Genomic DNA, 14836 nt, shown 5'->3' on the forward strand with positions numbered 1-14836 from the left:
ATTTTGTGTGTAGGCTTCTTCATTTGAAAATTATATCGCTGAAAAAGCCTTTACAGATAGGTTTGTGCAACAAAGCCGTTTTAAACCATCACGACGCTGTAATAGGTGATAAACCCGTTCAAATGCAGTTTGCCATTCTGGCTCAAGGTCTAAAACCAAGGCAGGTTCATCGAGTTGTACATAATCCACACCACGTGCTTTTAGTTCATCAAACAATGCAGCATAAATAGGCAGTAATGCATCTATAAATTGCAAAGTGGCTTGATTTGCGGCAACTTCACGCTGCATTATATTACATTCACACGTATGCTGTTTTGTTTCTAGCGTTTCATAGGTATCGACAATGCGTGATAAGTACAAAAACGTTAGCAAGCCGGGTACAACAACTTTTAGCGGTTTATTAAAGGCTTTTGCGCGTTCCACTTGTGTAAATAAGTCGGAAAAATCAGCTTTAAATTCCTGAGCTGAATTTAATTCAGGTACAAGATAATGGTAGTTGGTGTCGAACCATTTGGTCATTTCCAGCGCTGCAACATCACTACAGTTTGGTGCACGACCACGTGCTAAATAAAATTGTTGATCGACTTGATTCAGTTTTGCTGCATCTTTAAAACGTGCTGGAATGATACCTAAACGTACAGCATGTGTGAGAACGCTGTCATAAAGTACAAAGTCACCCACTGTAAGTATAGAAATCCCTGCATCTACCTGTGCTTGCCAGTTAGCGGCTTCAACCGCTTGAGCTTCAGCTAGAAAGTCAACTTGTTGAATTTCACCTTTCCAATAGGATTCTTCTGCAAATTTGAGTTCACGTTTTGCCCCAATACGTGGGTAGCCTAAAATATGTGTGGTTAATGTCATGATAATTCCAAGGGAGATTGAGCTGATTATGTTGTAAATATCATCAAATAAAAAATAAGATGAAACAAACTCATTATTTTCATGTTAAAATTAATTAAATTCATTTTTTTGTGTTTGCATTTAAGCTTTGTGAAATGATCTGCTACAGATTAAATCTCAATAAAAGCATCGAACAAATACATCAGCAGTTTTAAAAATTAGGAACAAGCAATGCTTGAAATTCGTCACTTAAAAACTTTGGCAGCCCTGCGTGAGCATGGTTCTTTGGTTGCTGCCGCCAATGATTTGTGTCTGACCCCATCAGCAATTTCTCACCAGTTAAAAGAATTAGATCATTGGTATGGGGTAGAAGTGGTGAACCGCCGTAGCCGCCCTGTGACTTTTTCTAATGTGGGGCAGCGATTATTAAAATTGGCCGATGATGTCTTGCCGCAAATTCAGATTACCCAAACCGACATTACCCGCATTGTGCATGGTCAAACGGGGCGAATTATTTTTTCTTCGGAATGTCATAGCTGTTTTGATTGGTTGATGCCGCTACTAAATCAGTATCGACAACAATATCCTGATGTAGATTTGGATTTCGCTTCAGGTTTTGAAGCTAATCCTCATGAATTGCTGCAAACGGCAGAGTTTGATTTGTTGATTACCGCAGACCCGATTGCACTCAAAGGTATCGAATATTTTCCAATTTTTGAATATGAATCACGTTTGGTATTGTCCAATACTCATCCTTTGGTACGTGCAGAGCGTATTACCGTGCAGGAATTGGCTGAAGAAACGTTAATTACCTATCCTGTAGATAAACACCGCTTGGATATTATGTCTAAGCTGTTTATTCCTGCCAATATTCAGCCCAAAGCCATTCGTACTACAGATCTAACCCAAATGTTAATTCAGCTTGTGGCCAGTGGTCGCGGTATTGGTGCTTTGCCTGACTGGGTGGTGAATGAATATGAACAAAAAGGCTGGGTGACTTCACGTCGTTTAGATTGTGTTGCTGCAGGCGGGTTACGCCGTACTTTGTATGCAGGTTATCGGAGCGAAGAAAAAGAAAAGAGTTATTTTGAAGGTTTTTTAAAGCAGCTCGAAAAATTTTCACAAAAGCGGACACAGTATTATTCAAGCTGAGCACGCTATAAAAGATAGTGCAGACTTATTGTTAAAAGCATTAAGCTGATTCAAATATTCTCTAAAGCCAACGGAATGTTCTTGCTAAGCTTGCCTTGCAAATATTAAGGGAGAGCGTGGTGAGTTCGGTGCGTTGGCTGACAAAGGATTTGTGGATTGTGGCAGCGGGTTTTATGGCCGCAATGCATATTGGCAAATTGCCGCCCACTGTTCCTGTGCTACAGGCTGAACTTGGGATTAGTTTGGTTCAGGCAGGCTTTTTACTGTCTTTGGTACAAGCTGCAGGCATGAGTTTTGCCTTACTGTTGGGCAGTTATACTGCAAAAATTGGATTGAAGCGTTGCGTATTATTAGGTCTGACTTTACTGGGTAGCGCCAGTTTTATAGGTGGTTTTGTTCAAGACTATTCAGCCTTATTAATACTGCGTGTCATTGAAGGTTTTGGCTTCTTACTGGTCACTTTGAGTGGTCCTGCAATGATTCGTCAATTGGTTGCTATAGAACAACTGCCTGCCAAAATGGGACTTTGGAGCGCCTATATGGGTGGTGGTATGGGCATTGGCTTATTGACCACACCTTTTTTATTGGATGTGTTGGATTGGCAAGGCGTGTGGATGTGCTTTGCATTGTTATCCTTTATCCTTGCAATCATCATTTATAAAGTCGTGCCGAGTGTGCAGATCGGCACGCAAACGATCGCCATATTTGACCTGATCAAAGCGACTTTAACTCATCCACCTGCATGGATACTGGCTTTGGTTTTTGGTGTATATGCTGGGCAGTGGTTCAGTTTGGTGGGTTTCTTACCCACGATTTATCAGCAATATCAAATTTCATTACAAACTGCAGGCATACTCACGGCAATGGTGGCAATAGCCAATGCAGTGGGGACATTTGTGTGTGGAATTTTATTGCAACGTGGTTTTAGAGCGTTGGTTTTGATGCAACTCGGCTTTGTTGTACTTATACTGTGCGCGCTGAGTTTTTACATATTACGTGAAGCTTTACCCTTTGCTGTACAGTTTTTACTGGTACTCAATTTTTCTTTATTTGGCGGTTTGGTTGCCGCGGTAGTATTTGCACAAGTGATGCATTTTGCCCCTCAACCTGTTGCAATTAGTACAACCATAGGTTTGGTGCTGCAATGTTCAGCAAGTTCTCAATTTTTGTTGCCACCTGTGGTGGCGGCTATCGTTTCTGCCACAGGAACATGGTTTTGGGTCGGTATTTTAATGGCAGTCTTATCTGCTATAGGGATGCTGTTAACCGCTATCTTATTTCGTAAAACTGCATGAATTTGGAAGGTTTTCATTTCCAATGCGTGATCTAAATTAAGTTCAAGAATAGCCAATAAATAAAGTTAAAATTCCTGCGGCAATCAATGGGCCGACAGGAACACCACGTAACACTGCAACACCTACCACAGTGCCGATCAACAAGCCTGCTACGACATTGGGCTGATTGGTCATTAGTTTCACACCACGCCCACCTAACCATGCAACAAAAACACCAATCGCAATAGCAAGTAACGATTTCCAACTAAGAAAAGATTTTAAAATTGCATCACCAGGAATTTTGCCACTGGCAATGGGTGTCAGTACACCAATGGTCAGAATAATAATGCCAATATTTAAACCGTGCTGCTGCAATAGTGGGAAAAACTCACTCAGAGGTGTAATTCTGAACACAATCAATATACCTGCAGCAATGGTTACTGCGGAGTTTTGACTGAAAATACCGCAGGCCAGCAGCACGATCAGTACCATTAAGTTAAGGTCTAATTGGGAGAGCATGATGATCAATACAATAGAAAACTGGAAAAGTGTCATTATTGTAACGGCTTTTAGCCATGAATGGGCAGAGCGCACGAACTGATCAGAAATTGTTGTGTATTTGGTTTAGAATAGCGGGCAACAGTTATTTTTAAATGTTTATGCACGGAAAGGTCGTTATGTTGCTGGAAAAAATGCTGCAATCACAAGGTTTTGGTTCACGTAAACATTGTCAGCAACTTATTAAAAATGGTGCAGTAAGTATTCAGAATGAAATTCAGACCAACCCTAAATTTGCTATCCAGATAAAACCAGATACTGCTTTGCAGTTTAGCGTGTACGGACAAAACTATCAGTACCGTGAACAGGTATATATTGCCTTACATAAACCACAGGGCTATGAGTGTTCGCATCAGGCGACGCATCACTTTAGCGTATTTGACTTGTTTGATGATGTATTGCTGAACCGTGGGCTACAATGTGTAGGACGTTTAGATCAAGATACTACAGGTCTGTTGCTGCTGACTGATGATGGACAATTTTTACAGGCGTTGACCCATCCTAAAAAGCATGTGGCAAAAGTGTATTCAATGCATACAGCAGACCCAATAAGTGCTGCACAAATACAGCAACTAGAGCAGGGTGTAGCATTGCGTAATGAAACAGGGCTATTTGCTGCAACAGAAGTACAGCAACTTGCTGAATGTGAATTGCAAATGACCATTCATCAGGGGGTATATCATCAGGTCAAACGTATGTTGGCGGCAGTCGGCAATAAGGTGGAACAATTGCACCGCCAGCAGGTGGGTGCATTAAATCTGAATGATTTGGCCATAGATGTCGGTGAATGGGTCTATTTAAGCCCCGAACAAATCCAGTTAGCGAAAACACGTATTGAATAAAGCACGAATAAAACTACTGATGCAAAGCTAGTAAGGTGCACTACTATTTTAAAAAGCAGTGATAGGTTTGAAACTCATCATCTTTGACAAAACCCATCTTTTCATACAATTGATGCGATTGGTAATTACTTTTCTGTGTTTCAAGGCTAATGCGTAGTGCATTTTCATGTCGTGCAAATAAAATAGCGGTATCAATTAGCTGTTTGGCCGAGCCTTGTCGTCTAAAAACTGGGGTGACATAGACGTCATCTAAAATATAGTAAGTTGAACAGGCAACAGATGAAAAACCTAAATAAAGTAGTACAAATCCAGTAATTTTATGGTCTTTGATATGTATGAAAATCACACTTTCCTGATTTTTAAAACGCTGTTTTAGGAAGGCTGCAGAAAGGCTTAAATTTGAGGAAGCGCCATAAAATTGACGATACTCATCAAACAATACCGCAAGTTGTTCTAAATCTTCTAAAGTGGCACGTCTTACAATCATATTGGTACTCCATGCTTTTTTATTATCCTTGCATGAAGCATAGCTAAGTTTTTAAAGCTATTTTTTAAAATTTTGTTTAAAAATGCAACACTGTTAATTTTTGTCAGTTTCACCCAAAATGGCATTCAACTCATCAAACAGATCTAAATGCTCATCATCTAGCTCAAATTCTTCGGTTTGAGCGGTAGGCATTGCGCTTGTATCTGGGGTTGCAGATGGCTCTGTAAGGTCTGCTTTTTGCTCTTGTTTTAATTTACGTAACTTAATCAATTGCTCCAAATTAATATTCTGATTTTCAATTGAAAAGGGGATTGATTTTGTTAGTACCACTTGCTTAAAGAATAGGCGTACTGCTTGCGCAGGTGTAATCCCGAGTTGTTTAAACACAGCAAAAGCTTGTTTTTTCTCTTGAGAGTCCAAGCGTACTTGATAGACTTCAGTTTTTCTCATAATTTTTAATGGAATAAAAAGATTTAAATTTTAGCGTTATTGTAAACAATTGGAGTGTAATTTCAATATGACTACAGATAAAATACGCTATTTTGTAATGACAAACATATTACAATGTCAATTCTTGTACTGCACTAAATTGTAATTGCTGTTGGCTGATCGGGTCAAAAAATGCTAAATGCTTGGCCAGTAATTGTAATGGCTGAGAAAAATCATCATTTTTTTTATGCTGCAAAATAGGATAAAAAGGGTCATTTTTAATTGGGATGCCTAAATGATTTAAATGTACTCGCAATTGGTGTTGTTTACCTGTGGTGGGATGCAGTTCGTATTTTCCCCATGTCTGATTATGTTCAAGTAAATGAATATCTGTTTCGCTATTTGCAGTGCCTGACACCACTTGCATCAAATAAAAAGGTTCGCCTTTTTCCATGCGTAATTGCACTTTACATGGCAGTGTTAAATTCGCTCGATAAGGCGCAATTGCATGATAAATTTTTTGCACCTGACGTTCTGCAAATAATTGTTGATATACCGCACGAGTTTCAGGCTGTTTGGAAAACAGCACCACACCTGCAGTTTCACGGTCTAAGCGATGAATAGGGGTGAGTTGTTCATTTTGCGTTTGTTTTTTCAGCCTTACCAATAAGGTTTCTTGTACATATTGCCCAGTGGGGCTCATGGTTAAAAAGTGAGGTTTATCGACCACCAGTAAATGTTCATTTTCAAACAAAATTTGATGCTGAAAAGGCACAGTAACTTCATGTGCTAAAAATCGATAATAAAAAATATCCTGATGTGCGAGGTAAGGTGCATCTACATTTAGACGATTGCCTTGATTGTCATAAACCAGACCATCTACAAAGCGTTGTTGCCATTCCTGCGCAGAAATATGCGCAAATTGAGTTGTTAAATAATCAAAAACAGAGCTAGGGTTGTTGTCTAATTTGGGTAAATGCAATTTGCTGGCGCTCACACCATCTAACATAGGCGGAATAAAAGGGCTGAGGTGAGTCGACTTCATCTGCGAATTGCTCGTATGAGGTGAAAATAATTTACATTTGATTAAATACAAATAGCCTAAGCAAATTCGGGTATTCAATTGCGTCAGATCAGACAATCTAGCTGTATAAATATGCAATATATTGTCCACATTTACACAGTTTTATACATCAGTACATAGGCTTTAAAGCAGTGCGATGCTATCATAATTGGTCTTTTGAATCATGTCGTGAGCGCTATGCAGTATTCATTTAATTTGGCTTTAAATAATGAGCAAGATACCCAAAATCTGGCACAGGTTTTGGCTACGCATTTTCGTTCTGGTGTGATTTATTTGATCGGCGATTTAGGTGCAGGAAAAACCACCTTATCGCGCTATTTTTTGCAGCATTTGGGGCATCAGGGTGCAGTTAAAAGCCCGACTTACACATTGGTAGAGCCGTACCAAATTCAAGGGCAAGATATTTTTCATTTTGATTTATATCGCTTAAACGACCCATACGAATTGGAGTTGATGGGTATTCGTGATTATTTAGAAACTCCAAATGCCTTATTTTTGTTTGAATGGCCTTCTAAAGGTGGCGATGAAATTCCAGCTGCCGACCTCATTATTGATATTAAAAAATCTGAAGATGAATTAAGCCGTTTTGCAACACTGAGTTCATCTTCGGCTGAGTTACAACAAGCTTTGGAGCAACAGTTTAATCATGCCTAATGATGCGTTAAATCTACGTCGTATTCATACGCTTGAACCTGCATTAGCCAACCAAATTGCTGCAGGGGAAGTGATTGAGCGGCCTGCGTCTGTAGTCAAAGAATTATTAGAAAATGCGATTGATGCAGGTGCAACTGAGCTGATTATTCGTGTGGCACAAGGCGGCAGTACACTGATTGAAATTATTGACAATGGTCGTGGGATTCATGCCGAAGACCTGCCTTTGGCGGTCACTCGTCACGCAACCAGTAAAATTCAGACAGCGGATGATTTACATGCCATTGTCAGTTTAGGCTTTCGTGGTGAGGCCTTGGCATCAATTGCAGCGGTATCTCGTTTGACTTTAGTCAGCAGTCAAACGGAAGATGGTGTGGGGTATCAGGTCGAAGTGAATGGTACAGCCTTTGATCATCAAGATATTCAGGCTGTGGCTGCACCCAAAGGTACACATATTCGAGTACAGGATTTATTTTTTAATGTCCCTGCACGACGTAAATTCCTAAAAAAAGCGGGTACAGAATTCGGACATATTGAAGAAATTGTACGCCGTTTGGCGCTCACGCATTTTGATATTCGTTTTGTTTTAGAACACAACGACAGCATCAAACTGAATTTACCCATTGCCGACAGTGGCGAATTGCGTTTTCAACGGGTACAACAACTGCTAGGGCGAAACTTTGTTGAAAATGCTTATTGGATAGATGCTGACAGTGTCACTATGCGCTTATCGGGCTGGTTGGGTCATCCTTCCGATGCTCGCTCGCAAGCCGACTTGCAATATGTGTATGTAAACGGGCGTATTGTTAAAGACAAGACCATTTCCCATGCTTTACGCATGGCTTATGATGGTATTTTGCATGGGCATCAACATGCGGCATATTTACTGTTTTTAGAAGTTGAACCTGAAAATATTGATGTCAATGTGCATCCAACTAAGCATGAAATCCGCTTTTTAAATCAGCGTGAAGTGCATGAGTTTGTACGGCATTATACCAAAGAAACCTTGGCACAATTTCAAACTGCAACAGCTGATCTTGCGACCGCAATGAAAGCCGACCCAGTAGAGCAGGCAGCACCTTATGTCGTACAACCACGTTACCAAGAACAATTTCAGCTGCACAAATCTGTGCAGACCAATCCCCTAAATCCGTACGAACAAACGGTAGATGTAGATCACGTATTAACTACAGCAGCATCAGGTAGTGATTTACTCACGGAGTTTAATCGTAGCCATCCGCAAACTGTGCAATACAGCCAAGCAATGCAAGGCAGGTACCAAGGCTCACAACAGCTGAATAATGCCTTAAAAAGCTATCTTGCACCTTTGCGTGATGCTGACCCTCAAGATTCAACTAGCGTAGCGTATGAATCAACGACAGCTGTAGATGAACACCCACTTGGAATTGCGATTGCACAATTGCACGGTATTTATATTCTGGCGCAAAACAGCGAAGGTCTGATTATTGTCGATATGCATGCCGCACATGAACGTATCGTTTTACAGCAGATGAAAGCTGCATGGGATAAACCAGAGTTTTGGACTTCACAGCAATTACTTATTCCTAAAGTTATCAGCATTAGCCGTATGCAGACCATGCGTGTAGATGATTTAAAACCACAATTGGCACGTTTAGGTTTGGAAATTGATCAATATGGCGATGAGCAAGTTATTGTGCGTGGTGTACCAGCCATTTTGCATAAAGCAGATTTTGCAGAGTTAATCCCAGAATTGCTGAATGATTTAGACCCAAATGATGAAGCGCAGGCATTACTGCAAAAACGTGATCATATTTTGGCGGGTATGGCGTGTCATAGTGCAGTACGTGCACATCGGATGCTGAGTCTTTCTGAAATGAATGCCTTGTTACGTCAAATGGAACAAACCGAATTTGCCAGCCAATGTAATCATGGTCGTCCAACATGGCGTACTTTCCCATTGGCCCAATTAGATAAACTTTTTGCTCGAGGAGAGTAGTATTACATGTCAAAACAATTGCCGGTCATCAATTTAATGGGACCAACTGCAAGTGGTAAAACTGCTTTGGCATGTGAACTCTATGAACTAGGTCATTTTGAGCTAATTTCAGTCGATTCTGCGCTGGTTTATCGAGATATGGACATTGGTACAGCCAAACCAACTAAAGCGGAACAGGCGCGTTATCCGCATCATTTGATTGATATTATTAGCCCGCTTGAAGTTTATTCTGCTGCACAGTTTGTGGAAGATGCCTGCGCCTTAATTGATGATATGCACGCACGTGGAAAAACCCCAATTTTAGTGGGTGGTACCATGCTGTATTTTAAAGCTTTGCTTGAAGGGCTATCTTCTAATTTACCCAGTGCCAATTATGACGTCCGTGCAGAAATTGAAGATAAAGCTGCACGCGAAGGTTGGGAGGCGGTCTATGCAGAGTTATGTGCAGTAGATGCACTAGCAGGTGAAAAATTTAAGGTGTCAGATAAACAACGTATTATTCGTGCACTGGAAGTTTATAAATTAACAGGAACGCCAATTACCCAGCTTCAGGCAGAACAACCCAAAAATGTACCATATCGTTACACTTTTCATAACCACGCTTTGATGCCTGATCGGGTAGAATTACATCAGCGTATTCAAAAACGCTTAGAGATTATGTGGGAAATGGGTTTTTTGAATGAGGTGCGGCATCTTATTGAAAATTACGATTTAGATGCTAATTTACCCTCTATGCGTTCAGTTGGCTATCGTCAAGCTTTAGAGTTTTTGCAAAACGGTGATGAAAGTCGCGAAAAAATGCAGGAAATGGAGGATAAGGCGCTATTCGCGACACGACAACTCGCGAAACGTCAATATACTTGGCTCAGATCGTTGCAAGAATCGCATAAATTTCACACATATTTTACGATAAAGCAGGCTCAAGAAGACTTGCGAAACTGTTACGGATAAAGCAAAATTTACCTACTGTCTTTTTTATAATTTTTAATTGAAAAATAGAGATAGTTTTTGCGCTGATTTTTAATTATTTTTGGAGTTATAACATGTCTAAAGGTCAAACTTTACAAGATCCGTTCTTGAATTCTCTCCGTAAGGAACGTATTCCTGTTTCTATCTTCCTTGTGAACGGTATTAAGCTACAAGGCCATATTGAATCTTTTGACCAATATGTTGTTTTATTAAAAAATACAGTAAGCCAAATGGTTTACAAACATGCAATTTCTACAGTTGTTCCTGCACGTAATCCACGTCCTGCTGGTGCACCTGCTGGTGGTCAAGGCGCAGGCTTTGGCGGTCAAGGCGGTGGCTTCGGTGGTCAAGGTGGTGGCTTTGGTGGTCAAGGAGGCTTCGGTGGTCAAGGTGGCGGCTTTGGCGGTCAAGGCGGCTTCGGTGGTCAAGGTAGCGGTTTCGGTAGTCAAGGTGGCTTTGGTGGTCAAGGCGGCGGCTTTGGTGGTCAAGGTGGCTTCGGTGGTCAAGGTGGCTTCGGTGGCGGTCAAGCAACAGGCGGTTTTGACAACGATTCTAAATTTGAAGAATCTTCAGAAGACGATAACAACCATTAATTGATCTTCTTAAAAAAACCTCTCAAAATGAGAGGTTTTTTTATGTCTATGGTTTTTATCAAAGTCATATTTGAGTAGTAAATAAGATGCGGTGCACATGTTAGAAAAGCATAAAAAAAACCAGTGTAGCAACACTGGTTTTAATCTTAGAAATAGCAGAAAACTTAAGCTTAGTTTTTCTTGCGGTCTAAGCTTGGGTCTTTAATTTCTACAAAAGCATTGTTGCGCGTTTCACGTAACCAGCTATCCAATTCAGTATCAAACTGGCGTTCACCTAGTATTTGACGTGCCATACGTTCTTGGTATTCACGAGTCATATCTTGCTGGCGTGTATCGGTCACTTGCAGTACATGCCAACCAAACTGGGTTTGGAATGGTGCGCTAATTTCACCTTTTGCAGTGTTTTTCATTTGATTTTCAAATTCTGGCACCATCACGCCAGGATTCACCCAGCCTAGACTACCGCCATCACGTGCAGAGCCAGCATCATTAGAGAAAGTCGAAGCTAAGGTTGCAAAGTCTTCACCCGCTTTTAAACGGTTGTGAATACTGTCAATCATGTGTTTCGCATTTTCAGGGCTTACTACTTCACTTGGCTGAATCAAGATATGTCGAGTTTGGTATTGTGGAACTAGTGCACGTTGCTCAGTACTTTTGCGTTCCAGTAATTTTACGACATGAATACCATCACGGACTTCAATCAATTCACTGGTTTGCCCCACATCTAATGGCGTAATACGTGCAGCAAGTTCTGCAGGAATATCGGTCAAGTTACGTAAGCCCATGTCTGCAGACTGAACAGTTATGCCGTTGCCTGTATATTTTTTACTGATGGCTTGAATGTCATTGTTCTGCGCCAGTTCAGCTTTGACTTGTTGCGCAACCTGAGCTGCATTTTCTTTTCCTGAAACACGCACATGCAAAATATGGACTTGGTTGCCTAAAGCGGCCTGACCTTGTGGGGTTTTCAGAAAGTTATCAACGTCTTGATCGCTAATTTGAATACGTGACATCACCACTTGCTGACGCAAACGATTCATGGCCAAATCTTCTGCAATACGATTACGTAAAAATGCATAACTGCCAGGAGATGATTTATCTAACTTTTGCTGAAAAGCCTCTAAGCTATTGCTTCCATTTTGCTGTGCAACTTTTAACACAGCTTCATTCAGGGATTTTTCATCAGCTTTAATGTTATAGCGTTTTACTTGTTCTAATTGAGCCTGACGTACAATTAATTGCTCTAAGGCTTGTTGTTCTAAAATTTGTTGAGGTGGAACAGGGCGCTTTTGCATTTCAAGCTGTTGCTTAAGTTCAACCACGCTTTGCGCTAAATCACTTTTTAAAATGACACTATTGTCAACTACAGCCACAATTTGATCATTCGCAGCAGCAAATGCAGGCAGGCTAACAGCCATGCTCAGTGCCAAGGTAGATGCTTTTAAAAATCGTTTTAACTGTACTGTCTTCATTAACGTTGTGTCCAAGATTGATTAATTTTATTAAAACCTAAAATACGGTTTTCAAGCAAAGAAGCAAGTTTATTATTGAAACTGCCTAAACCTTTTAAATTTAGCTCTGCCATAATGGCACGTTTTGGTTTAACACCTGCATCTGTCACATCGTCCAAGTCGTTATAGTAAGAGCGACCATAGACTGAAATACCCCAGCAGCATGATTCGTAATTTACACCCAGTAAATACTCACGTGCCACACTGTTATCTAAGTCATATTGTGCGTGACCTAAAATACGCCAGTTGTTGTGAATGGGTTGAATGAATGATGCAACCACTTGATCATAATGGTCTTGGCGGTTTGGAATATAACGACGGTTAATATAGCCAAAGTTATATAAGTTACCCTGATCGCCAGCGTAAAGCAGATTTACATTACGCTGAGCATTGTCGCCATTAGACATCCAAGCAGCATTGGCACTGATGCTGAGATTTTGGCTTAATTGGCTGGTGAGGCTGACAATTGGCCCTGTACGGCTTTGCGTGTCAAAATCATCGCTGGTATTTTCTAGTGTGACACGGCGGTCTTCAAAATAGAAACTTTGACCAATGCCTGCCTTAACGCGCTCTAAACCAATTTCATCAAACAGACTGTAGCTTAGGCCTAAAGATAGGAAATTATTATCTTCTAAACGGTCATGTCCATAGAAACGGTTTGGACTGAATAATTGATCATAATTGATTGATGCTGTTGCAGAATCAAAGTTAGGGTGATCATTTTGATTTTTATACGGTGCATAGGCATAGAATGCACGTGGCGTAATCGTTTGTAGGAAGCGACCATTTTTTTCAAAGGTAATCCCTGTGTCCAATGTAAATTGTGGCACAGTGACAGATTCACTTTCACTAGATGAGTGATATTGATTCAACGCATTGTCATAGAAGGTGTTAATGTTGCGTAAAGACACTTCTGGAATAACAAATGACCACGGATTGCGGTAGTTATAACGTACTGCAAATTCGTTATAAATACGGGTGCCGCTTGGTTCGCCTACATCTAATGCACCAATGTCTTTTTTGAAGTAAGCCGTGTCGTTATTAAACTCGACTTGGAAACCTTGAGGATTACCTGTTTTATAATTCAACAAGAATTGTGGTAAACGTGCATAAGGGCGTTTTTCATAGGCAATAGATTGATCCAGCGTTTGGAAATCTTCAACTTTGAGCTGAGCTTTTAAGCCAGGAATACCATTGCGATAGTTAAGTTCCCAAGCACGACGTAAATTAAGATCGGTTTTGGAGTTAGGGTTATTATTTAAATCGGCAAAGTAATCTTTGTCTGAAGCATAGTTGTATTCAAGATTAGTCGAAAACTGATTGTTAATTTGCCAGTTGTGTAAAAAGTGCAAGTCTTTACGGTCTTGATCATCATATTTGGCATCTGAAGCTAAATAACCACCCCAGATTTGGCCTGAACCAAAATTTTCAGTTAAATAACGGAATTCACCCTCTAGCATTGCACCACGATCGCCAATATAGCGCGGGCTAACGGTTGCATCGTAATTAGGTGCTAGGTTCAAATACACAGGTACAGAAAGTTCAACACCACCATCATTGGTAAAACCAAAACTTGGGGTCAAAATACCTGTCGTGCGGCGGTCGTCAATCGGAAAGTTAAAATAAGGCACAGCCATGACCGGTACATTTTTTACATATAGTTTTGTACCGCGTGTTTCACCGCGTCCAGTTTCCTGATTGAGCTTAATTTCGTTGGCTTGAATTTTCCAGGTTGGCGCTTGCTCGGGCGGGCAGGTGCTGTAGGTGGCGTTATTGAGTACCATGGTATTGGTTGAGGTACGTGCAATTTTTTCTGCCATGCCATGAGCATGCTGTTCTTCAGCAATATAAAAACTGTTATTTAAATCGCCTTGCTGAGTTTTAAGGTTGTAGTTAATTTCATCACTTTGCGCAAGTAAACCAGCTTGTGCCATTTGAACACGACCTTCGGCTTTGGCAAAGGTTTGGGTCTGATCAATGGTAATTTTATCGGCGCGAATTTGACGGCCTTGCTGGTCAATCAGGACATTGCCTTCTAAGACAGAATCGCCATTTGGGTCATAGTGACCATAATCGGCAGTAACGGTAGAGGTTGCTTCTGCAGCGTCTACAGCAACTGTATTTGAACTGATAGGTGTCAGCCAAGCACCTTTACAATAAGCCGAGCTGGCTGTGTTACCAAATTGTTGTTGCGCTTCGGGCGTTGCTTTATCAACATAATATTGCTCAAAGAATTGCTGACCTGGGTAAGTCTCTTGAATACTTTGTTTAAGCCGTTGGTTGTCAATATGACTGACCGATGAAGCCTGATCTGCTGTCTGTGCATAACTGGAAACAGAGTGACCACATAACAGAGTTAAGACCGCAGTCGCTAAAGGATTAAATTTAAACTGATGCTTCATTTATCTCATCAACCAAGAGTGCTTAATCGCAATTAATTATTGTCGCATCATAGAGAAAAAGCGCAG

The 14836-nt window shown here is 40.7% G+C and carries 14 protein-coding genes; 7 read left to right on the forward strand and 7 right to left on the reverse strand.

Annotation, left to right across the window (positions count from 1 at the left end; translation table 11 throughout):
* Positions 1-30: 30 nt before the first annotated feature.
* The gene (locus tag HHA43_RS09030) at positions 31-861 is read right to left on the reverse strand and encodes a hypothetical protein (protein ID WP_168419037.1); all 831 of its coding nucleotides are present in this window, start codon (positions 859-861) and stop codon (positions 31-33) included.
* A gap of 210 nt (positions 862-1071) precedes the next feature.
* On the opposite strand from HHA43_RS09030, the gene HHA43_RS09035 reads away from it, so the two are divergent.
* Both HHA43_RS09035 and HHA43_RS09040 read left to right on the forward strand, forming a co-directional pair.
* A complete protein-coding gene (locus HHA43_RS09035; RefSeq protein ID WP_168419036.1) occupies positions 1072-1992 on the forward strand; it encodes a LysR family transcriptional regulator in 921 nt (306 codons plus the stop codon).
* 119 nt (positions 1993-2111) lie between these two features.
* On the forward strand, positions 2112-3287 hold the full coding sequence (locus HHA43_RS09040) for an MFS transporter (protein ID WP_323126718.1): 1176 nt from the start codon (positions 2112-2114) through the stop codon (positions 3285-3287).
* A 42-nt stretch (positions 3288-3329) separates the two neighbouring features.
* Here the strand turns inward: HHA43_RS09040 and HHA43_RS09045 are convergent, their stop codons facing one another.
* Positions 3330-3785 carry a DUF441 domain-containing protein gene (locus HHA43_RS09045; RefSeq protein ID WP_168419040.1) on the reverse strand — a complete coding sequence of 152 codons (456 nt, stop codon included), beginning with the start codon at positions 3783-3785 and terminating at the stop codon, positions 3330-3332.
* A 158-nt stretch (positions 3786-3943) separates the two neighbouring features.
* Here HHA43_RS09045 and HHA43_RS09050 point away from each other — a divergent pair, with 158 nt between their 5' ends.
* Positions 3944-4666, forward strand: a complete 723-nt coding sequence (locus tag HHA43_RS09050) for a pseudouridine synthase (protein WP_168419035.1) — start codon at positions 3944-3946, stop codon at positions 4664-4666.
* Between the two features lie 43 nt (positions 4667-4709).
* On the opposite strand, the gene HHA43_RS09055 is transcribed toward HHA43_RS09050, so the two are convergent.
* The 3 genes from HHA43_RS09055 to HHA43_RS09065 all read right to left on the reverse strand — a co-directional run bounded on the left by HHA43_RS09055 (position 4710) and on the right by HHA43_RS09065 (position 6627).
* Positions 4710-5153, reverse strand: a complete 444-nt coding sequence (locus HHA43_RS09055; protein WP_168419034.1) for a GNAT family N-acetyltransferase — start codon at positions 5151-5153, stop codon at positions 4710-4712.
* Between the two features lie 93 nt (positions 5154-5246).
* Positions 5247-5603, reverse strand: coding sequence for a type II toxin-antitoxin system RelB/DinJ family antitoxin (locus HHA43_RS09060; RefSeq protein WP_168419033.1), 357 nt, complete (start codon positions 5601-5603; stop codon positions 5247-5249).
* A 109-nt stretch (positions 5604-5712) separates the two neighbouring features.
* Positions 5713-6627 carry a pseudouridine synthase gene (locus tag HHA43_RS09065; protein WP_168419032.1) on the reverse strand — a complete coding sequence of 305 codons (915 nt, stop codon included), beginning with the start codon at positions 6625-6627 and terminating at the stop codon, positions 5713-5715.
* Positions 6628-6843: 216 nt separating this feature from the next.
* Here HHA43_RS09065 and tsaE point away from each other — a divergent pair, with 216 nt between their 5' ends.
* From tsaE to hfq, 4 genes are all read left to right on the forward strand, one after another.
* Complete coding sequence (gene tsaE / locus HHA43_RS09070) at positions 6844-7320, forward strand: tRNA (adenosine(37)-N6)-threonylcarbamoyltransferase complex ATPase subunit type 1 TsaE (RefSeq protein WP_168419039.1); 477 nt, start codon at positions 6844-6846, stop codon at positions 7318-7320.
* On the forward strand, positions 7313-9295 hold the full coding sequence (gene mutL / locus HHA43_RS09075) for a DNA mismatch repair endonuclease MutL (RefSeq protein ID WP_168542435.1): 1983 nt from the start codon (positions 7313-7315) through the stop codon (positions 9293-9295). The genes tsaE and mutL overlap by 8 nt, the downstream gene beginning before the upstream one ends.
* A gap of 6 nt (positions 9296-9301) precedes the next feature.
* On the forward strand, positions 9302-10246 hold the full coding sequence (gene miaA / locus HHA43_RS09080; protein ID WP_168542437.1) for a tRNA (adenosine(37)-N6)-dimethylallyltransferase MiaA: 945 nt from the start codon (positions 9302-9304) through the stop codon (positions 10244-10246).
* A gap of 92 nt (positions 10247-10338) precedes the next feature.
* On the forward strand, positions 10339-10857 hold the full coding sequence (gene hfq / locus HHA43_RS09085; protein WP_168419029.1) for an RNA chaperone Hfq: 519 nt from the start codon (positions 10339-10341) through the stop codon (positions 10855-10857).
* A 170-nt stretch (positions 10858-11027) separates the two neighbouring features.
* On the opposite strand, the gene HHA43_RS09090 is transcribed toward hfq, so the two are convergent.
* A complete protein-coding gene (locus tag HHA43_RS09090) occupies positions 11028-12329 on the reverse strand; it encodes a peptidylprolyl isomerase (protein WP_168419028.1) in 1302 nt (433 codons plus the stop codon).
* Complete coding sequence (locus HHA43_RS09095; RefSeq protein WP_168542439.1) at positions 12329-14770, reverse strand: LPS-assembly protein LptD; 2442 nt, start codon at positions 14768-14770, stop codon at positions 12329-12331. Before HHA43_RS09095 ends, HHA43_RS09090 begins: the two co-directional genes overlap by 1 nt.
* Positions 14771-14836 lie beyond the last annotated feature (66 nt).

Source organism: Acinetobacter sp. A2 (genome assembly GCF_012371325.1).
Lineage (GTDB): Bacteria > Pseudomonadota > Gammaproteobacteria > Pseudomonadales > Moraxellaceae > Acinetobacter.

What these genes read in the sequence shown, in the direction of transcription:
- hfq (WP_168419029.1), top strand. Translation starts at nt 10,339, where the DNA reads ATGTCTAAAGGTCAAACTTTACAAGATCCGTTCTTGAATTCTCTCCGT.
- tsaE (WP_168419039.1), top strand. Translation starts at nt 6,844, where the DNA reads ATGCAGTATTCATTTAATTTGGCTTTAAATAATGAGCAAGATACCCAA.
- HHA43_RS09090 (WP_168419028.1), bottom strand. Translation starts at nt 12,329, where the DNA reads ATGAAGACAGTACAGTTAAAACGATTTTTAAAAGCATCTACCTTGGCA.
- HHA43_RS09030 (WP_168419037.1), bottom strand. Translation starts at nt 861, where the DNA reads ATGACATTAACCACACATATTTTAGGCTACCCACGTATTGGGGCAAAA.
- mutL (WP_168542435.1), top strand. Translation starts at nt 7,313, where the DNA reads ATGCCTAATGATGCGTTAAATCTACGTCGTATTCATACGCTTGAACCT.
- miaA (WP_168542437.1), top strand. Translation starts at nt 9,302, where the DNA reads ATGTCAAAACAATTGCCGGTCATCAATTTAATGGGACCAACTGCAAGT.
- HHA43_RS09035 (WP_168419036.1), top strand. Translation starts at nt 1,072, where the DNA reads ATGCTTGAAATTCGTCACTTAAAAACTTTGGCAGCCCTGCGTGAGCAT.
- HHA43_RS09050 (WP_168419035.1), top strand. Translation starts at nt 3,944, where the DNA reads ATGTTGCTGGAAAAAATGCTGCAATCACAAGGTTTTGGTTCACGTAAA.
- HHA43_RS09045 (WP_168419040.1), bottom strand. Translation starts at nt 3,785, where the DNA reads ATGCTCTCCCAATTAGACCTTAACTTAATGGTACTGATCGTGCTGCTG.
- HHA43_RS09095 (WP_168542439.1), bottom strand. Translation starts at nt 14,770, where the DNA reads ATGAAGCATCAGTTTAAATTTAATCCTTTAGCGACTGCGGTCTTAACT.
- HHA43_RS09060 (WP_168419033.1), bottom strand. Translation starts at nt 5,603, where the DNA reads ATGAGAAAAACTGAAGTCTATCAAGTACGCTTGGACTCTCAAGAGAAA.
- HHA43_RS09055 (WP_168419034.1), bottom strand. Translation starts at nt 5,153, where the DNA reads ATGATTGTAAGACGTGCCACTTTAGAAGATTTAGAACAACTTGCGGTA.
- HHA43_RS09065 (WP_168419032.1), bottom strand. Translation starts at nt 6,627, where the DNA reads ATGAAGTCGACTCACCTCAGCCCTTTTATTCCGCCTATGTTAGATGGT.